Here is a 19,136-nt window from a genome sequence, read left to right as displayed (position 1 = left end):
CCCCTAGTGCCAGTCAAAGAAATCGGGGCCGGCCCGTTGCAAAAGTTCCTCCGCCAGATCGCGCCCCATCGTGACGCCGTCGCGGATGGCCCCGGTCCGCTCCCCGGCCAGCGCTTCTGATCCGTCTGGCCGCAAGACCTCTCCCCGCAGGTGGAGTTGACCGCCCTTAAGCTCCGCCAGCCCCGCAATCGGGGTTTCGCAGGACCCGTCGAGGGTCAGCAGCAAGCTGCGCTCTGCCGCAAGCCGCTGGCCGGTCTCGGTATCGTGGATGGCGGCCAGCATCCGGGCGGTATTCTCATCCGCGATGCGCCGTTCGATCCCGATGGCCCCTTGCGCAATGGCTGGCAGCATATCGTCCGCGTCAATAGGGGTCGCGGGGACATCGCTCATCTTGAGCCGGTTGAGCCCGGCCGCCGCCAGAAACGTACATTCCGCCACACCTTCGCTGAGCTTTTTCAGCCGGGTCTGCACGTTGCCGCGAAATTCCACCACATGCAGGTCTGGCCGCCGGTTCAGCAATTGCGCCCGGCGTCGCAGGCTGGAGGTGCCAACAACCGCCCCCTTTGCCAGATCGGCCAGATCGGTAAGGGTGGGCGAGACGAAAGCATCGCGCACATCTTCGCGTGGCAGATAGGTATCAAGGATCAGCCCGTCCGGTTGAATGGTCGGCATGTCCTTCATCGAATGCACGGCGATGTCAATTTTTTCTGACAGCAGGTCTTCTTCGATTTCACGGGTGAAAAGCCCCTTGCCGCCGATGTCTTTCAAGGGGCGATCCTGAATGGCGTCCCCGGTGACCTTGATAACCACGATGCTGAAAGCTTCTTCAGGCAGATCAAAGGCTTGCATCAGTCTGCCGCGGGTTTCATAGGCCTGGGCCATCGCTAGGGGAGAGCCACGGGTGCCTATTTTGAGGGGCGAGTCGGGGGTCGGAAGCGTCACTGTCATGGGCACATCTTTATGCGCGTCAATTTATCCTGACAACCCGTCTGTCACTTGACAACGAAGCTGTGGGCGGAGACGAAGTCATCTGACACCCAAGAGGACGACCATGGCCCCTACAAAAACCATCCTGCGCGCCCTGGCAGGCGAAACACTCCCCACCCCTCCGATCTGGATGATGCGTCAGGCCGGCCGGTATCTGCCGGAATATCGTGCTACCCGCGCCGAAGCAGGCGACTTTCTATCGCTATGCTATAACCCCGAACTGGCGGCAGAGGTCACCTTGCAGCCCATTCGCCGTTATGGCTTTGACGCCGCGATCCTCTTTGCGGATATTCTGCTGCTGCCGCAGGCGCTGGGGGCGGATTTGTGGTTTGTCACGGGGGAGGGTCCACGTCTTTCCACGATCACCACGCAGGCGGATTTTGATAAACTCAAACCGGTCGAGGAGATCGACGCGACACTGAACCCGATCTACGAGACGGTGCGCATCTTGCGCTGTGAGCTGCCGCCCGAGACGACGCTGATTGGTTTTGCGGGCGCCCCCTGGACTGTCGCCACCTACATGATCGCGGGGCGCGGCACCCCGGACCAGGGCCCGGCCCATGCGCTGAAAGACGAGAACCGGGCATTGTTCGAGGCCTTGCTGGCGCGCATTACCGCGGGCACCATCGCCTATTTGTCCAAGCAGATCGAGGCGGGGGCAGAGGTGGTCAAGATATTTGACAGCTGGGCGGGGTCGCTCAAAGGGGAGGATTTTCAGAAGTACGCCATAGCACCCGCGCGCGAAATCACGGCAGCGCTGAAAGCACAGCACCCCGATATCCCGGTGATCGGCTTTCCGCGTGAGGCGGGCGACGGCTATATCGGTTTTGCCAAGACAACTGGTGTCGACTGTGTGGCCCTTGATAACTCGGTGAGCGCCGATTGGGCCGCGTCCAATGTTCAGGTTGATGGCTGCGTGCAGGGCAATCTCGCCTCAAGCCACATGGTGACCGGCGGGCAGGCGCTGGTCGATGAGGCGCGCGCGATTGTAAAAGCCTTCTCCGGCGGGCCGCATATCTTCAACCTTGGGCATGGTATCACGCCTGACGCGGACCCTGACAACGTGCAGCGCATGATTGACGCGGTGCGCGGGCCGTAATCGCTGATTCTGGCTTGACGGGCCGGGCGGGCTGCAATAGGTCACGGCCCGATGGCGTTATAGCTCAGTTGGTTAGAGCGAACGACTCATAATCGTTAGGTCGGTGGTTCAAGTCCACCTAACGCCACCATTTCCGCCTGCTTCAGAGTGCTTACCCCCCCCCGGTGTGGCAGGCCTTTGCGCCTTGCGCGCGCGGGCAGAAATACGGGTGACAATCCCCCTGATCTGCCTTAGCACTTTAGCGAGTTTATTAACGCAAAGGCGGCCTTGTCTGCATCGCAGGCGGGTTCTTGGGGGAGAAACCAGATGACCATATCGCGCAAGGGTTTTTTGAACATGGCGGGGGCTGCAGCGCTCGCATTTGGGTTTGGGGCCGGACCAGCCGCTGCACAAGAGGTCACCCTGACCCTGCACCAGTTCCTGCCGGCACAGGCCAATGTGCCCAAGCTGATTTTGGACGTCTGGGCCGATAACGTCGAAGAGGCCAGCGACGGTCGCATCAAGATTGATCGCTTTGCCTCCATGCAGCTTGGTGGCCGCCCGCCCGAACTGATGGATCAGGCCATTGACGGGGTCGCTGATGTTATCTGGACGGTTGTGGGCTATACCCCTGGCCGCTTCCCGCAAACCGAGGTTTTCGAGCTGCCCTTCATGATGACCAATGCCCGCGCCACCTCGCGTGCCTATTGGGAAATGTTCGAGACGCACATGAAAAACAGCGACTTCAAGGATGTGGAGATCCTGGGCACCTGGGTTCACGGACCGGGGATTATCCATGCCAACAAGGAAATCCGCACCCCCGAGGACATGGCGGGGATGAAGGTAAGGGGCGGCTCGCGGTTGGTGAATTCTTTGCTGGAAAAGGTTGGCGCAGCCCCTGTGGGCATGCCTGTCCCTGCGGTGCCCGAAGGCCTGTCCAAAGGGGTAATCGATGGCACCACGATCCCGTGGGAAGTCACCACGGCCTTGAAAATCCCCGAGCTGGTCGACAACCACACCGAATTCACCGGCAATGCGCTTTACGTGCTGACCTTTGTGCTGGCGATGAACAAGGACCGTTACGACGGCCTGCCGGAAGACTTGCGTCAGGTGATTGACGATAACTCGGGCCTTGAGTTTTCGGTCTTTGCCGGGGGCGTGATGGAGGACAACGACGCCCCGGCGCGCGCGATTGCACAAGAGCGGGGTAACAATATCGTCACCCTTACCGAAGAAGAGGCGCAGGCCTGGCGCGCGGTTGCGGATCCGATCTATGCCGAATGGGTTGCAGAGATGTCTGAAAAAGGCATCGACGGACAAGCGCTGATTGATGAAGCGCGCAGCCTGATCGACCAATACACCGAGTAAACCAATCATGCGCGGCCTCGCGGTGCAAAACATATCGCGCGGCGGCGGCGTTGCACACCCCGGAGACAGGCATGCACCATGCGATAAAACGGCTGGCGCGCAGCACGGCGATTGTCGGGGGGTTTGTGCTGATTGCGCTGATTGTGCTGACAACCGCGTCGATCATCGGCAGAACGCTCAGCGATGTGCTGCATACTGATTTCGCTGCAGATGTGATGGGTAGCCTGACGCAGCGGTTGCTGGACGTCGGTCTGGGCGAGATCAACGGCAGCTACGAGCTGCTTGAGGCCGGTGTTGCCTTTGCCATCTTTTCATTTTTCCCGGTCTGTCAGCTCTATACCAGCCACGCCACGGTGGATGTCTTTACCTCGCTCCTGCCACAGCGCGTCACGCGGTTGCTGATGGCCTTTTGGGAGGTTGTGCTGACCGCGGCGCTCATCCTGATCAGCGTGCAGCTTTTTGGTGGCGTGCAGCGCTATTACGGGAATGGAGAGACCACGTTCTTTTTGCAGTTCCCGGTCTGGTGGGCCTATGCCGCGAGCTTTGCCGCATCGGTCGTCACCTGCATCGTTGCCCTCTACTGTGCTGTCATGCGGATCAGGGAAAGCATGACGGGCCAGGCCCTCCTGCCGCAGGTCTGATCCTCGGATGAGCGCGTTTCTCGATCTGCTGCCCTTCGCCGACATGAGCCGGCTGGAGCTTGGCTTCTGGTCCTTTCTGGTGCTGCTCGGCATGGTCTTTTTGCGGGCCCCCATCGGTCTGGCCATGCTGCTGTGCGGTTTTGGGGGCTGGTACTATGCGATGAACGGCAATCCGACACCGCTGCTGGCCAAGCTGAAGTCGGAAACCTACACGACCTTTTCCAGCTATTCGCTGACCATCATTCCGCTGTTCTTGCTGATGGGGCAGTTCGCAACACTGTCGGGCCTGTCACAGGCGCTCTTCAAGGCGGCAGAGAGCTGTCTGGGTCATCGCCGCGGCGGCGTCGCGATGGCCGCGGTTGGGGCCTGCGCGGGTTTCGGGGCGATCTGCGGCTCTTCGCTGGCCACGGCGGCAACCATGTCAAAGGTTGCCCTGCCGGAACTGCGCCGCTACGGCTATTCTGGTGGCTTTTCCACCGCGACGCTGGCCGCCGGGGGCACGCTGGGCATCCTCATTCCGCCGTCGGTCATTCTGGTGATCTATGCGATCATCACCGAGCAAAACATCGCAAAGCTCTTTCTGGCCGCTTTCATCCCCGGTATTCTGGCAGCCATCGGGTATATGCTCACCATTTCGATCTATGTACGGCTCTACCCGGATGCTGCAGGCACGCGCGCCCCGGTCCCGATGGCGCAGAGGTGGCGCGCGCTGGGGGCGACCTGGCCCGTGCTGGTGATCTTTGCTGTCGTGGTGGGGGGCATTTACCTGGGCTGGTTTACGCCGACCGAAGGGGCTGCCATCGGGGCGGCCGGCACCGGGTTGGTGGCCCTGCTCTCGGGCAGCCTGAACTGGCCGGTTTTCAAGGAATGCCTGCTGGGGACGGGACGGACCACGGCGATGATTTTCTTCATCGTTCTGGGGGCAAGCTTTTACAACGGCTTTCTGGCGTTGTCGGGCGTGCCGCAGTTCATGGCAGACTGGGTGCTGGGACAGGCGTTCAGCCCGTTCTTGGTGCTTTCCGTCATCCTGCTTTTCTATCTGGTCTTTGGCTGCCTGATGGACAGCCTGTCGATGATCCTGCTGACGGTGCCGATCTTTTTCCCGGTGATCTCTGCGATGGACTTTGGGATGTCACCGGAACATGTGGCGATCTGGTTCGGCATTCTCGTTCTGATCGTGGTCGAGGTTGGGCTGATTACACCACCTGTCGGGATGAATCTTTTTATTATCAACGCCATGGACCGTGACACGCCAATCTCGCAAACCTACAAGGCGGTGATGTTCTTTGTCGGGTCCGACATCCTGCGGGTTGTTCTGCTGGTCATGTTTCCGGCAATTACCCTGTTTCTCATTCCCGTTTAGAGAGCAGGATTTATCCCGAGAAGCGTAAAAAGCGATCTGCGCCCAGCGGAAAAACTTGCCACTTGCGCCGGTTAATGCAGGATGTGTTCTGCGACGTCCGCAGAATCTTGGGAGGGATTCGTGAACAGCATGGCCCGTGCTGCCACTGACATATGTGTTTTTTGCCGACGGGAGGCAGGGCAGAAAGCTTATCATGAGGCACACCATCCGGTCGGCGGGCGTCGAACTGTCTGGCAATATGCGCAGGCAAAACCATTTGGACAGTCCTGCAAATACCATGCCTGACACCCTGCGTGAAATTCCCTTACCACCCCATGTCTATGTGCCGGGCTTCAGTCCAAGGCATGCGCCAACGTGGTTTGACGATATAAAGGCGTCCGTGAGGCCGGATATCCCCCCCCATCAACTGCATCGCACCGATGCTTTCATCGCCGGGCGCACCTATTTCGATGCGGGGTTCTTCTGGGAGTGTCACGAGGTACTCGAAGCGGTCTGGATGCAGACAAGGGATCCCAGCTCTGAACGCGACATGGTTCTCGCACTGATACAGCTTGCCAATGCGCGGCTGAAGGTTCTGATGCGGCAACCCCGTGCGGCCTGGCGGTTGTGTGATATGGTCGAGACACATCTGTCGCGCTGCCCCTCCGATCGGACCGTGTTGGGTCTCTACGTGCCGGATATGCTGTCGCAGGTCAGTGAGGCACGGCTGATTGCCAAAGATGCGATGTACCGCACGCCCCGGCTTTAAGCCCCTTATCTCCCGCACTTTGCCGATATCTTGATCTGCATCAATGCGGGTCAGGTCTGCTGCTATGCTATTGGGGGTATGGTGTCGATATAGACATGGCTTTAGGAGGATCACATGCAGCCCCAGACGAAAACAACCGCAGTTTTGCCGCGCAGCAATTGCATCGGGTGCAGGGATTGCAAAGGACTGTGCCGGGAACTGGTTGAGCTGGCGTTTCTGCCGGAAACCGTGCTGAGGGTTTCGACAGCTTCTCGCTGAGCTTCTCGGTTTCGACTGAACGCGCCCGGTGTACGGCAATGCTGCGGCGCAATCAGGCTGCGCAGTGTTTCCGCGATCCATACGAAACGCTCGGTCGTTTTGATCAGATCATTGCAAATGCAGGGCTTTATGAAAGAGGGCCGCGCAAGACGCGCGGCCCTCTCAACGTCACAAGTTCAGGTCCAGGCCATACGGGTCGGGTGGAATTCATTGGTGATGTGGTGCTCTGCGCCAACAAGTCCCTCGCGGGTAAAGTTGTAGAGTGACCGCCAATAGGGCTGGATCGTGACCCCCTCTTCCTGAATGAGCGCCTGCATGTCCTTCATCAGGGTCCGGCGCTCGTCCACATCCGCTGTCGCCAGCGCGGTGTTGAGCATGCCGTCGAATTCCGCGTTGGCCCAGCCAAATTCATTCCACGCTTCGCCGGAACGGTAGGCCAGTGCCCAGACCTGCACACCAAGCGGGCGGTGTGCCCAGTCGGTTGAAGAGAAAGGATACTTCGCCCAATCGTTCCAGAACGTCGATCCCGGCAGGATCGTGCGCTTGACCGAAATGCCGGCATCCCGCAGCTGCGCGGCGACCGCATCCGTGGTATCCCGGCGCCAACCATCGTCGATGGAGATGAGCTCATGTTCGTAATCGCCCATGCCGGCCTCGTCCATCAGCGCTTTGGCCGCGGCAGGGTCAACGGTGCGCGGCGGTAACTCTGCGTAATCGGGATGCATCGGGCCAACGTGATGGTTTTCCGCCTCCAGCCCGCGCCCGCCGAAGCCCAGCTCCAGCAGGATCGCATTGTCGACAGCCATGGCAAGCGCCTGACGCACACGTTTGTCTTCATAGGGTTTCTGGCCATCAATTTCCGCCAACTGGTTGGGTCGGATCACGATGGTCGCGGCCGTGGCGATGGAGTTCTCCTGCCAGCCGTCGAGCGTGTTGAAGATGTCGATGAAATCGCCCTCGATGGAATAGAGCCCGTCGATTTCTTCCGCCTCCGCGGCCGCCACAAAGGCGGACGGGTCGGTACCGTAGTCAATGTATTCCAGACTGTCGATGAAGGGCCCGCCAAAGACTTCCGTCCCCCACCAGGTATGCTCGGTGTTCTTGACCAGAACGCTTTTGACGCCAACTTCGAGAGAGTCCGGCAGGTAAGCGCCGGTGCCCACCGGATTTTCGAGCATGGTGTTTGCGTCGAAGCCGGCGGGGGTGATGGCCGCAGGATAATCCGCCATGCCGGGGATCAGCGAGATATCAGGGCGCGGCAGTGACAGTTTGACGGTGTGGGTATCCACCACCGTGATCGCACCATCGATGGCTTGCCCGGTTGTGTCGTCGATCAGCGTGCTGAAACGACCTGCCATGGAGTTGCCTTCGAGGCCCTTGTCGCACCAACCTGCGATATTGCGGGCAACGTCCTCGGCGGTGAAGTCATCGCCGTTGTTCCACTTCACGTTCCGGCGCACATTGAGGGTATACTCGGTGGCGTCGTCATTGATTTCCCAGCTCTCAAGCAAGGCAGGGGTAAAGGTGCCGTCATTCTCATAGATCACCAGGTATTCCAGCCAGCCGCGCGAAAAGTTTGCAATCTGCGGCCAGTCGTAGGTGCGGGGGTCTTTCAGGGCGCGCACTTCTTGTTGGATGCGCACGACGCCGCCTTCCTGATGTGCGGCAGCTTTCGCAGCCGGCGCGGATAGGCCAAGCATGGCATAGGCCGTCGCGGATGTGGCGCCAAAGGCGCTTGCCGTTGCCAGAAACTCGCGACGATTGATCGGATCTGTTCCGACTTTCGCCGCCGATTTCACAACGGACTGCGGTACCGGTTTTCCGGTACGGGTGAAAAATGTCATGTTCTTCCTCTCTGTTGGCACGCGCTGGCAAAGGGCGCGCAAGGCCGCGTCTTACGTCAGCAAGATGGTGCAGTTGGCCTGCTTTTCAAATGAACCCCTGAGGGGGACGACGTAATACTCAAACACTCGAGCGCATGGCGTCAAGCCCATCTTGGGAGGGGCGCAAGACACAAAAGCTTGAAAGCTTGCGCCGGTTTCGAGGCGTTGCAGCGGAAAGTCCAGCCTGCTGCCCGGAGGGTAGCCGGCACGCGATGGGCCATCGAAGCCGAGACCCGGTAACTTCAGAACGGCCCCTGTCATCAGTGATCTTCGCGATCGCCATGCTTCCGAAGCTGGCGCAATGTCCATAACAAGGTGCCGCCGAAAAATGCGCCGGTGATCCCGACGATTTCGAACATTGCGGGCCCTGTTGGCAGCCCCCGAAACAGCAAGGCGCCAACCAGCATCGCCAGCCCCGCGACAGAGACCCAGAGGCGGAATTTCAACTCTGATCGGGAAGGGCCGTATTTGGTCATAATGGGCCTCGTAAGATCTCTATGGTCTGGCTGCGGACCCGCGCGGCAGCGCCCGCACAGTTTTTTGCCCCTCGTGGCCCTCCCCCCTTGGTCATTTGTCGGTGGGCCCTCTGTCGTTGTCGCGCTTTGCCTTCTTGCGGTTTTGCAGCCATTTGAAACCATAAAAGAAGACGACAAAGACGACGATCCAAAAAAGAAGTTCGAGAAAAGCTTCGCTCATGCCGGGGTCCTATTTCTTGCCGGGAGTGCCATCGAACTGTTTCTCAAGGCTGTCCCAAGGCTCTATGTAGTCGTCTTGAGGGGGCGCTTCCACCGCTGCAAGGCGCGTCAGATGCTGGAGGAGGCGTGTCTCGAACATGAACGACATGGTATTGTCGAGCTTTTCGGCTTTGAGGGGGCCGTGCGGCAGCATCATGTTCTGCAGGCTGATACCGTCGGGGACAAAACCCTGCGGTTTCGCGTCATATTGGCCATAGATATTACCCATCAACTCCGACATGATCTTCTTGTGACACCATGGCGGGCGAAACGTGTCTTCGGCAATCATCCGGCGCTCAAGATAGAGCACAAAGTCGATGTTTGCCCTGCCGGGCAATAGCTGCGCAGATCGTATTTGCAGGGCGCATAATTGCCATGCCAGGCACCACGTCCAAGCGCAACTGCCCCTCCTGCGGGACAACCAGCAGGTCGCTGTCAGTGGAACAAATGAGCTGTTATGAATGTTCTGGGTGGCGAATATGAGAGGCCGTACCCTTCTGGGTGTTCAGATTGCCCGCTGTGGTCATGGTGCGCATGCCCGTCGGCCAGATGCGCGGTTGATCCGGGCGGGTCCCCGCGATCCTGGCCCAGTGACATGACATCGGGATCGGTATGTAGCGCTGATTTCCTACAGGGCAGGTCGATCTTTGTGTGGCGGTGCGAATGCTTGATCGATGGCGGTATGCGGTAACACCACGGTCGTTTATTCTGGGGCGCGGGCGCGATAAGGGCGGTGCCCTCAACTGCTTCCCGTAAGGCCCCTATGCAGACTTCTGCGGGCTGTTCCATCTGGGCTTTACGGGGGCGAATGACCGCGGGACAGATCGGGCAGGCGGCCGGCCTTCACAAGACCAAGATCAGCCGTGACTTTGCAGCGGCTGCCCGGTCGTCGCTTCGCCGACCGCCGGATAGAGCATCTGGAGCTCAAAGTGGTGGGCCGGGCGGCCTATGAGGATCTCGCTCAGGTTGCTGAAACCCATGATGCGACGCTGGCCGAAAAACTGACTCAAACTGAGCCTGTCGTGCTACGGCGCGCATTGAAAAAACTTACCAAGGCCGGGCCCGTTGCGCGCATTTGATCCCGGTGGGGAATGTGTTGTGCGCAGGTCAAGGCCCCCGTCGTGGCGGTATCAGAAATCGATGTTCACACCGGGCAGCTTCAACGCTTTCATCAGATCGCGCAGCTCCTGGCGAGCGGCCACGTTAGAGATATTGAGCTGTTTGACACCAATGTCTTTGAGGTCCAGCAGCGTCAGGCCGCGGGGGAACAATTCGCGAAAGACGACACGTTCGGAAAACCCCGGCGCGATGCGAAAACCAATCCGTTTGGATAGATTCTTGATCGCGCGCTCCATCTTTTCCTTGTTGACCATCCGCTGGGCGCCCATGCGGTTGCGCACAACAATCCAGTCAATCGGCGTCAGACCGGCCTGCGCGCGCAATTGCCGCGCGTTCCAGACCATTTCCGAGTAGACGGACGGCCCCAGTATCTCGTCGCCCATGGCATCGGTCCGTGCCAGCAGATCGAAATCCACGAAACTGTCGTTGAGCGGCGTGATAAGCGTGTCGGCAAGGCTGTGGGCGACCTGGCTCAGCCGGGTGTGCGACCCCGGGCAGTCAATGAGAATAAAGTCATTGTCGGCTTCAAGCTCTGCGACGGCGGCGGACAGGCGATGGTCATAGATATTCTCACCCGGCTTGAGCGTTTCCGGCGCGATTTCCGGCAGGGAGTGAGTATGAGGGCTCGCGAGGTCAAGTGCTGCCTTTTTCAAGAACGCCGCGCGGTTTTCCGTATACCGCCCAAAGGTGCGTTGTCTCAGGTCCAGATCAAGGGCGCTGACCTTGTGGCCCATCCGCGCCAGAGCGGTCGCGACATGCATTGAAACGGTAGATTTGCCCGCGCCACCCTTTTCGTTCCCCACAACAATGATATGCGCCATTCGCCCGATCCTTTGCCGCGACCGTTTCAAGCGGCCTTGTTGGCGGCACTATATGAGCGGATTGTGGTTAAGTGAAGGCAAGATGCTGCGTGTTAGAGCCTGTTTCTCACAAACCGGAACGACTGCTGCCTTTATGTCATTCCGGTTTGTCCGGGACCCGGCTGCGCGGGATTCCGGGGCGTTGTGGAGTGAGAGAAGGGAGTGCCGGAGACGATATCTCTCTGGCGCGGCTATCTGACGATAAAGGTCACCATGTCGCCGTAGATCTCGATCTTTTCGCGCCCTGGTGTGGTGGCCACAAAGAGCGTCTCCATCACGGGTGTGTTGCCGTTGCACTGCCCGCTGCGACGCACACCGGGTTTACCGTATTGCAGCCTGCCGGTGGTCAGTTCCGCATTGTAGCGCTCCAGCGATCTTTTCATCTGGCCCTGATCCGGCAGTTTCCCACAGGCCCCCCGCAGGCCGTGAAAGACCATGGCCTGGCCGACTTTGATGCTGACCCTGTTCTTGAATTCAACCCTGTTTGAGCTGTCGGCATGGGCGGCTGTCGCCAGCGACAAGGCCAGCACCCCTGCGACGGGCAAGATGCCTGAACGGGTAAGAAAGCTTTTTGTCATGATCGTTTTGTCCTTTATGCTTTGCGGTGGTGTAAATTTTTTGTGGAAGATCAGCCTCCCGTTTCAGCGTCTGACATCGGGGGATGTTTTGTCCCCATCAGAATTGAGGGGACGGATGGATATTTCGGTGGCCTTCAGGGAAGGGGCATTGGGTTTTTGAGTTATCATGCGGATTTAAGTACGCTTTATGCGAGTGCTTTTGATGACAAGGCCTTTGGCGCGGCCTTGACCGGTCTTCAGCGGCATGTGCATTCGTCTTTTCTGCACGTCCTCGCCTTCGATACGGAGGCTGGCTGCCCCATAGAAGGGATCGGCAGCGGGGCCAGCGATGTGGACCAAATCTACCGCGAGGAATGGGCTGCGCGCGACGTACGTGTGCCTCGCGGGCTTGCGGCACCCCGCAACCAGATTTGGCATCAGAGCCAGCTTTTTTCGGATCGGGAACGCAAGACGTCCTCGATCTACAACGAGTGGCTCCGGCAACACGATGCCCAGCATGGCATCGGCATCATGACGGCGGTATCCCCAACGACGGTGGTCTGCACGACTGCGTTCCGCCCCGAACGCCAGGGTGTCTATTCCGGCGCGGAAACAGCGCTTTGGTATGAGACGCATCGCCATGTGATGACGATCATGGGGCTGCGAGAACATTACCTGACAACTTATTTATCCGCTCCGCCCGCCGTAAACACTCAAACAGCGGCGATCTATCTTGGCAAAACCGGGCGTGTTTTTCGCGCGACGCCTGCGGCAGAGGCGTTGCTGGGAGCCGCGTCTGGCATCGATATCTTGCGGGGACGGGTCAAATTGGCGTCTGTGTCACAGACGGCCCAGCTCGAAGGGAAGTACCAAAGCGTGTTGGATGGCCATGCTTGTCAGCCGATGCGTTTGGAGGGAGAGGGGTCCCGTGCGATACTTGTGCTGACAGTTGTGCCCGCGGTTGCGCCTCCCTTGGCGCTGATCGGTGCGGACTGGCCGCATCTGACGCTGTTCCTGCGGGTTTTGACCCCGGCGGTGACGCTCGATCCTGCCACGGTGGCTGAAGTCTTTGGCCTGACCCCGACCGAAGCTGCAATCGCCTGCGCGGTGGCGGACGGCGCAACGGCAGCACAGATCGCCGCGCAGCGAGGCCGTGCGCTGAGCACGGTGCGCTGGACGATCCGCAACATCCTCGAAAAGCTGCAGGTGCAACGGCAATCGGACCTGCGCGTGCTGTTTTCCGGGCTGGTATAACCCCGCCGGCCTCGCACGCATCAGATCGAAAAAGCCGCGCCCAAGAGTGTGCGGCTTTTCCCGGCATTGCAAAGAGCGGTGGCTTTAGAAACCAAGGCCCGCGTATTTGTTCTTGAACTTGGAGACGCGTCCGCCGGTGTCGAGCAGGCGCGACGACCCGCCTGTCCACGCAGGGTGCGCGGAGGGGTCGATGTCGAGCGACAGCTGGTCGCCTTCCTTGCCCCAGGTGGATTTCATCTGAACGATCGTACCGTCAGTCATCTTGACGTCGATGAGGTGATAATCGGGGTGTGTATCTGCTTTCATCGGTCCGGTCCTTATGCGCTGGCGCCAGATTTGGGCTTGTAGTTTGCGTTTTCTGCAATTCGCGCGGATTTACCACGGCGGCTGCGCAGATAATAAAGCTTGGCGCGACGCACGCGACCGCGGCGGACCACGGTGATGCTGTCGATGTTGGTGGAATGCAGCGGGAACACACGCTCTACGCCTTCGCCAAACGATATTTTGCGAACGGTGAAGGATCCGGCAATCCCATGGCCGTTGTTACGTGCGATGCACACACCTTCGTAGTTCTGCACACGGGTGCGGGTGCCTTCGGTCACTTTGAATCCGACGCGGATGGTGTCACCGGCGCGGAAGTCGGGGATATCTTTCCCCAGAGCGGCGACTTGTTCCGCTTCAAGTTGTGCAATCAGATCCATCTGATCGTCTCCTATGATGCTCGTGGTTAGCCCACGAAGTTTTGCGCGTTTCAGAGCTTCCGGTCTGAGATCGGGTCCGCATGTCGCGCCCGCCGGGAGAATACAAACATCATTCCTTGTGAAGACATTTCGAATGCCGAAATGGTCCGGCGTCGCTTGTGCGATTCCAGACTTGGGCGTTCTAGGCGGAAAATCCTGCCAGATCAAGCCCAAGACACTGATTGGGAGCAGTTCTTAAAAGTTAACAAAAAATGACCGGCCGGCATGTTTTTGCTGTTCAGCGGCATCGGGTGGTGCTAGGCATCACGTCGGATTACGGCGGGAATGCCCCGGTTTAGTCCAATTTTTGGAGCATTCACGCTCTAAGTTACTATAACGTTAAATTATTGAGGTCATGTTTACCATGAAAAGACTTTTGAAACCTGTCGCCGCGTTTGTTCTTGGAAACGCCCTTCTTGTGGGGGCTGCGGCCGCCTCGACCGTCCTTTTTGAAGATGACTTCAACCGGGCCAACAGCAATTCGGTTGGCAACGGCTGGTCAGAGCTGGAAGATGACAGCAATGACGTGCGCGTCAGAGGAAATACACTGAGATTGCGGGATACGCTTTTTGGTAATCCTGATGCTGCCGCTGCCAGTGCAGTGATTGATGCAACCGGGTTCAAAAATATCACGGTTTCGTTCACCTGGAGAGCGTTTTTCGGGAATGAAGCCAGTGATGATTTGTATCTGTCCTGGGCGTTCGATCCTGCCCCTGCTCTGACAGATCAAAACGCCTGGACCGAGGTTTTCTCGAATGGCAGCGAGACCACGACAACTTTCTCGGAAACCGTGTCGCTCGGATCGGCTGCTGATGGCGCCCTGTTCAATCTCATGTTCTGGTCAGATGTCAGCGCGTCTTCCGAAGGGTTCAAGATCGACGACGTTGTCGTTACCGGTGAGGCGATCACGCCCGTGCCATTGCCGGCGTCTTTGCCGTTAATGGCGGCAGCATTAGCGGGTTTTGGCATTATGCGCCGCCGAAAAGCCGCAACCTGATCACGCGTCAAGAACGCAGCGGAGAAGGCGGCCAGCAGGGTCGCCTTTTTTGTTGGTTTTAAGATACCATCCCGATCTCGCGGTCCGGGTGATTTACGCAGCAAGGGGTCGATCTCGCATATCAGCCGGGCTGTTTGCCGGTCCAGTCATGGTGGCCACGGGCATTCATGATCGACATCATCTTGAACCGCCCATCACTTTCACGCAGCAGTGCTGAGGAAACATAGGGTTCCGCCGCGCGTACGCCCCGGCTGAGCAGGTTGGTTTCATAAGTTCCAATCCACGTGCCATCGCTGCAGGCCTCCAACGCGACGGGTCTGCGGTAGATTTTATCGAGATGCATGGCCTCGCAGGCTTGCAGGTACAGATTGAAATTTTCACGAAGCTCATCTTCATCGCGAATGAGCACAGGTCCCGCAGCGGTTATTAGCGTAAAAGGATAAATTACCCGGTCTCGCCAGGTCGCAAAGTCGCGGTCAATGAAACAGGTCGAAATCGCATCGAGGAATTCTTGAAATTCGGTATCTCCCAAGTCTGTGACCTCCTTGCGCGCGGGGATACCTTGAGATGGTCGTTCAGCAATACATTGATCGTCAGACGTAACATCGGACCATTGCCCTCCAAACTGGCATGGTTTTCTTAATAATTCTTTAGCCGTAGAACGTGATCCGAGGCGGGTCATTCGGCCCAGAACTCCAATTCTAATAAAAGGCCAGCTCTTTGGAGCGTGATTTCATCTGGGCAAAGCGTTTGGGCAGTGCCTTACGTAGCGTGGAGACAGGGATGCGGGTGTCAGCGTGCAGATGGGCGCTATCGTCAAAGCGCGGTTTTTGCGTCACGGCAGCCCGGGTGATCGGACGATGAGCGCCCACCGGCACCTGAGGATCTGAGGGTTCAGCGTTGGTCTCCAGACCCAGGGATGAGACGCGTTTGTGATTGTTGGCGCCGCGGGTGTAGCGCGCAGGCTCAACCAGTTTCGCGGGCTGTGGCTCTTGGTTGCCAAGTGACCCTAGGAATTTCAACATCTTATTTTCCCCACAAAACGCCCCCGCTGACCACTCTGGCGGGAAATTTTGACGAAATTTAGTCAAATGAAATTCCAATTGGGGCAAAAGCGCGGCGATGTCTGAGGCCCCGGCAGGGACATCAATCCTCAGAAGATCTTGTGGCCCAAAGGTCAGGCCGGCGTTTTTTTGTAAGGTCTTCCGACTGGGTGCGGCGCCATTTGGCAATCTCTGCGTGGTTGCCGGACGTCAGAACCTCAGGGATATCACGACCTTCCCATGTCGCGGGGCGGGTATATTGCGGATGCTCCAAAAGGCCGCTGCTGTGGCTTTCCTCAACGGTACTTTGCACATTTCCCAAGACCCCCGGCAGCAACCGAACGGTGGCATCCAGCAGCGCCTGGGCAGCAATCTCTCCACCCGTCAGAACATAATCGCCCATGGACACTTCGGTCACCTCGTAGCGGTCGAGCACCCGTTCGTCGACACCTTCGAAGCGGCCACACAGAACGGTCACGCCGTCGCAGCGGGCCAGATCGCGCGCCATGTGCTGGTCGAACCGCCGCCCGCGCGGGGACATGTAGAGCACCGGCCAGCTGCCGCGCGCAAAGCTCTGTGCGGCCTCGATGGCCGGGCCGACCACATCGGCGCGCAGCACCATGCCTGCGCCACCGCCCGCGGGGGTATCGTCGACGTTGCGGTGCTTGCCGATGCCGAACGTGCGCAGGTCGTGGGTGTGCAACTGCCAACGCCCCTCTTGCAGGGCCTTGCCGGTCAGGGACAGTCCCAGCACACCGGGAAACGCCTCGGGAAAGAGGGTAATCACCCGCGCCTGCCAGGCCGCCGCCAGTTCCGGGCCTTCCTCCATCAGTGATTGAGGTTTCAGCGTGGGGCGGATGGTTTTGCGCCCATGGCTCTTTGCGGGCCCTGTCATCTCAGAAAAGACCGTCAGGCGGGTCGGCAATGATACGACCCGCAGCCAGATCGACCGTCGGAACCGCGGCCAGTGTAAAGGGCAAAAGCACCGTCTCGGACGAGGCGGGGCGCTGGACCTCGAGGATGTCACCCGCGCCATGGTCCTGCACGGATTTCACGGTCCCCAATTCTTCGCCACCCGTGTCGAGTACGGCCAGCCCGATCAGGTCGGTGTGGTAGTACTCATCATCAGGTAGAGACGGCAATTGCCCACGCTGCGCAAAGAGTTGTGTGCCTTTCAACGCATCTGCCTGTTCCTTTGTGGCCACCTCGACGATGCGGGCGGCAAACCCGTTCTTGATCTGCCGGACCAGAGCGAGGTGAAAGACCTGCTGACCATCTTCGGAGGTCAGGGGGCTATAGGCTTCGATGTCTTCGGGCACGGCACAAAAGCTTTTGACGCGCAGCTCGCCGCGCACACCATACGCGCCCCCAATGGCCCCGACACAGATTTTACCGTCCTTCATGAAGCCCCCCTGCACAAACCGGCGTCCATTGTCCCCCCTGCGGTCGCGCACCGTTCCGATGTGTTGTTACGCTCAAACAGCAGCCCCGCCATAAAGGCGATCAGGATCACGATAAGCAGTCTGATGGGTTTGAACACCGGCGCGGCCCCGCCTTTGTCAGAAAGGACCCCGGCTCACCATCCGCTGAGCCGGGTTTTTGGATTTCACGCAACCGCTCGAAAGGCCGGTTGCGTGCCATGTCGCAGGTTATTCTGCGGTTTCTTCCGCCGGGGCTTCTTCGGCGGGGGCGGAGGCTTCGGCGGCCTTGGAGGCTTTCTCTTCGGCGCGCTCCTGCGCTTTCTTGCCCGGTGTGCCCTTGTTGGGGTTGTTGCGGACGGCTTTCTCTTTCAGCCCAGCCGCTTCGAGCATGCGCGCCACACGGTCGGTGGGCTGTGCGCCCTGTCCCAGCCAGTGCTGCACACGCTCGACATCCATTTTCACGCGCTCTTCGCTGTCCTTTGGCAAGAGCGGGTTATAGGTGCCCAGCTTTTCAATAAAGCGGCCGTCGCGCGGCATGCGGCTGTCTGCTGCAACGATACGGTAGAAGGGGCGTTTTTTGGAGCCGCCGCGGGCGAGACGGATTTTCATAGCCATGGTGTCGTTTCCTTTTTTGAGTGTCGGGGCACAGCGCCCCTATGATTGGTGTTGTTTGTGGTGCTGAATAACCTCAGCGATGATGAAGTTGAGAAACTTCTTGGCGAATTCGGGGTCCAGATCGGCCCGGTCCGCCAAATCTTCGAGCCGTTCGATCTGTGCTACTTCGCGCGCGGGATCGGACGGGGGAAGGTCGTGGCTGGCTTTGAGTTTCCCCACAGCCTGCGTGTGTTTGAACCGCTCGCCCAACGTATAGACGAGAATCGCATCGAGACGGTCGATCGAGGCGCGGTGCTCTTTCAGCAGCTCTGCGGCGCGGGTCGTGGTATCAGTCAAGGGCCCATCCTTTCGGCTTAAAAAGCGGGTCAGCGTAGTGACCGATCTCCATCTCAATCCCATGCGCCAACTGTGTGCCGCTCAGGGCCTCGGAAGTGGGGTGCCGGTAGACCGCATCGTTGCCGTCGATGGTGGCGGCCTCGTGATCCTTGACCGCGCCCAGACGTTCCGCCAGCCGGATACTGTCGAGGTTCTTGGGGTCGATGTAGCTGACCGCCGTATCCCAGCCGCACTGCGCATAAAGGTAGTCGCGCACCGCATGGGTGGCCTCCAGCGCGTAGCCCTTGCCGTTCCTGTCGGGCCAGATCACCCAGGCGATCTCGGGTTCGGGCCATTTGGCGGGCTTCCAGCCGCCCGCCATGCCGTAGGTTTCGTCGGTTTGCCGGTCGTGGATCATCCACATGCCGTAGCCGCGGATCTGCCAGTGGCCGATCTCAGCGGCATAGAGCATCCAGGCCTCATAGGCATTGAGTGGCCCGCCCATGAAGCGCGCGCGGTAGCTGGTGAAGGTCGCCTTGAAGTCGGGGTAATCCTCCGGCTCCGGCCCGCGCAGGCTGAGGCGGGTTGTTTCAATGACGGGGATGTCGGTCATGCGTGCGCCTCCTCACGGGCGTTCGCGAGTGCGCCCGCAGACGGATGGCGGTAAATCAGCGCAGGTTTGCCCGCAGGCGTCTGCCAGTCGTCCCGCTCCAGGCGGGCCCCCAGACGCTTTGCCAGACGCAGCGATCGATCATTCTCGGGGCCGATCACGCTGATCAGCGGGCGCCAGGCCAGCGTGTCATATGCAAAGTCACGGACGGCCACTGCTGCCTCGAATGCCAGACCCTTTCCTTCGAAACCTTCGAAAACCCGCCAGCCCAACTCCACCTCAAGCCAGCCCTCGGGGTTCCAGAAGCCCACCTGTCCGGCAATCGCACCGCTGGCCTTGTCGACCAATGTCATCAGCCCGTAACCGCGCAAGGTCCAGTGTCCGATCTCGCGTGCGAAACTGCCCCAGGCGGCAGGGCGGTCCAGCGGTCCGCCGTTCATCACACTGCGCGCGTCAGCCATGAAGGCTGCGTAAGCCTCAAAATCCTGAGGCTCAGGTTCACGCAGGACCAGACGATCCGTCAGTATGGTGGGGATTTTGGTCAC

Annotated in this window: 24 protein-coding genes, 1 tRNA gene and 1 pseudogene; 9 read left to right on the top strand and 17 right to left on the bottom strand. The window is 59.3% G+C overall.

The window, feature by feature from the left end:
- Positions 1–3 precede the first annotated feature (3 nt).
- Positions 4–948, bottom strand: coding sequence for a hydroxymethylbilane synthase (gene hemC, locus H7847_RS05085; RefSeq protein WP_227268304.1), 945 nt, complete (start codon positions 946–948; stop codon positions 4–6).
- A 103-nt stretch (positions 949–1,051) separates the two neighbouring features.
- On the opposite strand from hemC, the gene hemE reads away from it, so the two are divergent.
- From hemE to H7847_RS05055, 6 genes are all read left to right on the top strand, one after another.
- Positions 1,052–2,086 (top strand): uroporphyrinogen decarboxylase, encoded by a 1,035-nt coding sequence (gene hemE / locus H7847_RS05080; RefSeq protein ID WP_227268303.1) that lies wholly within the window; start codon positions 1,052–1,054, stop codon positions 2,084–2,086.
- A gap of 53 nt (positions 2,087–2,139) precedes the next feature.
- Positions 2,140–2,216, top strand: a tRNA-Met gene (locus tag H7847_RS05075).
- A gap of 176 nt (positions 2,217–2,392) precedes the next feature.
- Positions 2,393–3,433, top strand: a complete 1,041-nt coding sequence (locus H7847_RS05070; protein WP_227268302.1) for a TRAP transporter substrate-binding protein — start codon at positions 2,393–2,395, stop codon at positions 3,431–3,433.
- 71 nt (positions 3,434–3,504) lie between these two features.
- Entirely contained in the window at positions 3,505–4,074 is a 570-nt protein-coding gene (locus H7847_RS05065) for a TRAP transporter small permease (RefSeq protein ID WP_227268301.1), read from the top strand.
- A gap of 43 nt (positions 4,075–4,117) precedes the next feature.
- Positions 4,118–5,437 (top strand): TRAP transporter large permease, encoded by a 1,320-nt coding sequence (locus H7847_RS05060; protein WP_227268440.1) that lies wholly within the window; start codon positions 4,118–4,120, stop codon positions 5,435–5,437.
- Between the two features lie 193 nt (positions 5,438–5,630).
- Entirely contained in the window at positions 5,631–6,185 is a 555-nt protein-coding gene (locus H7847_RS05055) for a DUF309 domain-containing protein (RefSeq protein ID WP_227268300.1), read from the top strand.
- Positions 6,186–6,619: 434 nt separating this feature from the next.
- On the opposite strand, the gene H7847_RS05050 is transcribed toward H7847_RS05055, so the two are convergent.
- The 4 genes and pseudogenes from H7847_RS05050 to H7847_RS05040 form a co-directional block, all read right to left on the bottom strand.
- A complete protein-coding gene (locus tag H7847_RS05050; RefSeq protein ID WP_227268299.1) occupies positions 6,620–8,287 on the bottom strand; it encodes an ABC transporter substrate-binding protein in 1,668 nt (555 codons plus the stop codon).
- A 299-nt stretch (positions 8,288–8,586) separates the two neighbouring features.
- On the bottom strand, positions 8,587–8,802 hold the full coding sequence (locus H7847_RS05045; protein WP_227268298.1) for a hypothetical protein: 216 nt from the start codon (positions 8,800–8,802) through the stop codon (positions 8,587–8,589).
- Between the two features lie 91 nt (positions 8,803–8,893).
- Positions 8,894–9,022 carry a hypothetical protein gene (locus H7847_RS26690; RefSeq protein WP_264479466.1) on the bottom strand — a complete coding sequence of 43 codons (129 nt, stop codon included), beginning with the start codon at positions 9,020–9,022 and terminating at the stop codon, positions 8,894–8,896.
- Positions 9,023–9,031: 9 nt separating this feature from the next.
- Positions 9,032–9,849 (bottom strand): annotated as a pseudogene (locus H7847_RS05040) (homogentisate 1,2-dioxygenase domain-containing protein); the annotation flags it as partial.
- Between the two features lie 74 nt (positions 9,850–9,923).
- Here H7847_RS05040 and H7847_RS05035 point away from each other — a divergent pair.
- A complete protein-coding gene (locus tag H7847_RS05035) occupies positions 9,924–10,139 on the top strand; it encodes a hypothetical protein (RefSeq protein ID WP_227268297.1) in 216 nt (71 codons plus the stop codon).
- A gap of 51 nt (positions 10,140–10,190) precedes the next feature.
- On the opposite strand, the gene H7847_RS05030 is transcribed toward H7847_RS05035, so the two are convergent.
- Together H7847_RS05030 and H7847_RS05025 are read right to left on the bottom strand one after the other, a co-directional pair.
- Entirely contained in the window at positions 10,191–11,000 is an 810-nt protein-coding gene (locus H7847_RS05030; RefSeq protein WP_227268296.1) for a division plane positioning ATPase MipZ, read from the bottom strand.
- 230 nt (positions 11,001–11,230) lie between these two features.
- Entirely contained in the window at positions 11,231–11,617 is a 387-nt protein-coding gene (locus H7847_RS05025) for a hypothetical protein (RefSeq protein ID WP_227268295.1), read from the bottom strand.
- 156 nt (positions 11,618–11,773) lie between these two features.
- On the opposite strand from H7847_RS05025, the gene H7847_RS05020 reads away from it, so the two are divergent.
- The gene (locus H7847_RS05020; protein WP_227268294.1) at positions 11,774–12,850 is read left to right on the top strand and encodes a helix-turn-helix transcriptional regulator; all 1,077 of its coding nucleotides are present in this window, start codon (positions 11,774–11,776) and stop codon (positions 12,848–12,850) included.
- 84 nt (positions 12,851–12,934) lie between these two features.
- Here H7847_RS05020 and rpmE read toward each other — a convergent pair whose 3' ends face one another.
- Positions 12,935–13,156, bottom strand: a complete 222-nt coding sequence (gene rpmE, locus H7847_RS05015) for a 50S ribosomal protein L31 (protein ID WP_227268293.1) — start codon at positions 13,154–13,156, stop codon at positions 12,935–12,937.
- A gap of 11 nt (positions 13,157–13,167) precedes the next feature.
- Entirely contained in the window at positions 13,168–13,551 is a 384-nt protein-coding gene (gene rplS / locus H7847_RS05010; RefSeq protein WP_227268292.1) for a 50S ribosomal protein L19, read from the bottom strand.
- Between the two features lie 592 nt (positions 13,552–14,143).
- Here rplS and H7847_RS05005 point away from each other — a divergent pair.
- Positions 14,144–14,587 carry a VPLPA-CTERM sorting domain-containing protein gene (locus H7847_RS05005; RefSeq protein WP_227268291.1) on the top strand — a complete coding sequence of 148 codons (444 nt, stop codon included), beginning with the start codon at positions 14,144–14,146 and terminating at the stop codon, positions 14,585–14,587.
- 121 nt (positions 14,588–14,708) lie between these two features.
- On the opposite strand, the gene H7847_RS05000 is transcribed toward H7847_RS05005, so the two are convergent.
- The 8 genes from H7847_RS05000 to H7847_RS04965 all read right to left on the bottom strand — a co-directional run bounded on the left by H7847_RS05000 (position 14,709) and on the right by H7847_RS04965 (position 19,136).
- Entirely contained in the window at positions 14,709–15,119 is a 411-nt protein-coding gene (locus H7847_RS05000; RefSeq protein WP_227268290.1) for a hypothetical protein, read from the bottom strand.
- A gap of 169 nt (positions 15,120–15,288) precedes the next feature.
- The gene (locus tag H7847_RS04995; RefSeq protein WP_227268289.1) at positions 15,289–15,612 is read right to left on the bottom strand and encodes a hypothetical protein; all 324 of its coding nucleotides are present in this window, start codon (positions 15,610–15,612) and stop codon (positions 15,289–15,291) included.
- Positions 15,613–15,733: 121 nt separating this feature from the next.
- Positions 15,734–16,525 carry a tRNA (guanosine(37)-N1)-methyltransferase TrmD gene (gene trmD, locus H7847_RS04990; protein WP_227268288.1) on the bottom strand — a complete coding sequence of 264 codons (792 nt, stop codon included), beginning with the start codon at positions 16,523–16,525 and terminating at the stop codon, positions 15,734–15,736.
- Between the two features lies 1 nt (position 16,526).
- On the bottom strand, positions 16,527–17,033 hold the full coding sequence (rimM, locus tag H7847_RS04985) for a ribosome maturation factor RimM (protein ID WP_227268287.1): 507 nt from the start codon (positions 17,031–17,033) through the stop codon (positions 16,527–16,529).
- 246 nt (positions 17,034–17,279) lie between these two features.
- Positions 17,280–17,666: a 30S ribosomal protein S16 gene (gene rpsP / locus H7847_RS04980; RefSeq protein ID WP_227268286.1), complete on the bottom strand. Its 387-nt coding sequence runs from the start codon at positions 17,664–17,666 to the stop codon at positions 17,280–17,282.
- 39 nt (positions 17,667–17,705) lie between these two features.
- Positions 17,706–18,002, bottom strand: a complete 297-nt coding sequence (locus tag H7847_RS04975; RefSeq protein ID WP_227268285.1) for a chorismate mutase — start codon at positions 18,000–18,002, stop codon at positions 17,706–17,708.
- Positions 17,995–18,594, bottom strand: a complete 600-nt coding sequence (locus H7847_RS04970) for a GNAT family N-acetyltransferase (RefSeq protein ID WP_227268284.1) — start codon at positions 18,592–18,594, stop codon at positions 17,995–17,997. Before H7847_RS04970 ends, H7847_RS04975 begins: the two co-directional genes overlap by 8 nt.
- Positions 18,591–19,136 carry a GNAT family N-acetyltransferase gene (locus H7847_RS04965; RefSeq protein WP_227268283.1) on the bottom strand — a complete coding sequence of 182 codons (546 nt, stop codon included), beginning with the start codon at positions 19,134–19,136 and terminating at the stop codon, positions 18,591–18,593. Before H7847_RS04965 ends, H7847_RS04970 begins: the two co-directional genes overlap by 4 nt.

It is taken from the genome of Roseobacter weihaiensis, assembly GCF_020622345.1.
GTDB lineage: Bacteria > Pseudomonadota > Alphaproteobacteria > Rhodobacterales > Rhodobacteraceae > Roseobacter > Roseobacter weihaiensis.
This window is presented reverse-complemented; position numbering and strand designations above follow the sequence as displayed.

Coding starts and splice junctions, on each gene's coding strand:
- hemC (WP_227268304.1), bottom strand. CDS start 948: ATGACAGTGACGCTTCCGACCCCCGACTCGCCCCTCAAAATAGGCACC.
- hemE (WP_227268303.1), top strand. CDS start 1,052: ATGGCCCCTACAAAAACCATCCTGCGCGCCCTGGCAGGCGAAACACTC.
- H7847_RS05070 (WP_227268302.1), top strand. CDS start 2,393: ATGACCATATCGCGCAAGGGTTTTTTGAACATGGCGGGGGCTGCAGCG.
- H7847_RS05065 (WP_227268301.1), top strand. CDS start 3,505: ATGCACCATGCGATAAAACGGCTGGCGCGCAGCACGGCGATTGTCGGG.
- H7847_RS05060 (WP_227268440.1), top strand. CDS start 4,118: ATGAGCCGGCTGGAGCTTGGCTTCTGGTCCTTTCTGGTGCTGCTCGGC.
- H7847_RS05055 (WP_227268300.1), top strand. CDS start 5,631: ATGAGGCACACCATCCGGTCGGCGGGCGTCGAACTGTCTGGCAATATG.
- H7847_RS05050 (WP_227268299.1), bottom strand. CDS start 8,287: ATGACATTTTTCACCCGTACCGGAAAACCGGTACCGCAGTCCGTTGTG.
- H7847_RS05045 (WP_227268298.1), bottom strand. CDS start 8,802: ATGACCAAATACGGCCCTTCCCGATCAGAGTTGAAATTCCGCCTCTGG.
- H7847_RS26690 (WP_264479466.1), bottom strand. CDS start 9,022: ATGAGCGAAGCTTTTCTCGAACTTCTTTTTTGGATCGTCGTCTTTGTC.
- H7847_RS05030 (WP_227268296.1), bottom strand. CDS start 11,000: ATGGCGCATATCATTGTTGTGGGGAACGAAAAGGGTGGCGCGGGCAAA.
- H7847_RS05025 (WP_227268295.1), bottom strand. CDS start 11,617: ATGACAAAAAGCTTTCTTACCCGTTCAGGCATCTTGCCCGTCGCAGGG.
- rpmE (WP_227268293.1), bottom strand. CDS start 13,156: ATGAAAGCAGATACACACCCCGATTATCACCTCATCGACGTCAAGATG.
- rplS (WP_227268292.1), bottom strand. CDS start 13,551: ATGGATCTGATTGCACAACTTGAAGCGGAACAAGTCGCCGCTCTGGGG.
- H7847_RS04995 (WP_227268289.1), bottom strand. CDS start 15,612: ATGTTGAAATTCCTAGGGTCACTTGGCAACCAAGAGCCACAGCCCGCG.
- trmD (WP_227268288.1), bottom strand. CDS start 16,525: ATGACAGGGCCCGCAAAGAGCCATGGGCGCAAAACCATCCGCCCCACG.
- rimM (WP_227268287.1), bottom strand. CDS start 17,033: ATGAAGGACGGTAAAATCTGTGTCGGGGCCATTGGGGGCGCGTATGGT.
- rpsP (WP_227268286.1), bottom strand. CDS start 17,666: ATGGCTATGAAAATCCGTCTCGCCCGCGGCGGCTCCAAAAAACGCCCC.
- H7847_RS04970 (WP_227268284.1), bottom strand. CDS start 18,594: ATGACCGACATCCCCGTCATTGAAACAACCCGCCTCAGCCTGCGCGGG.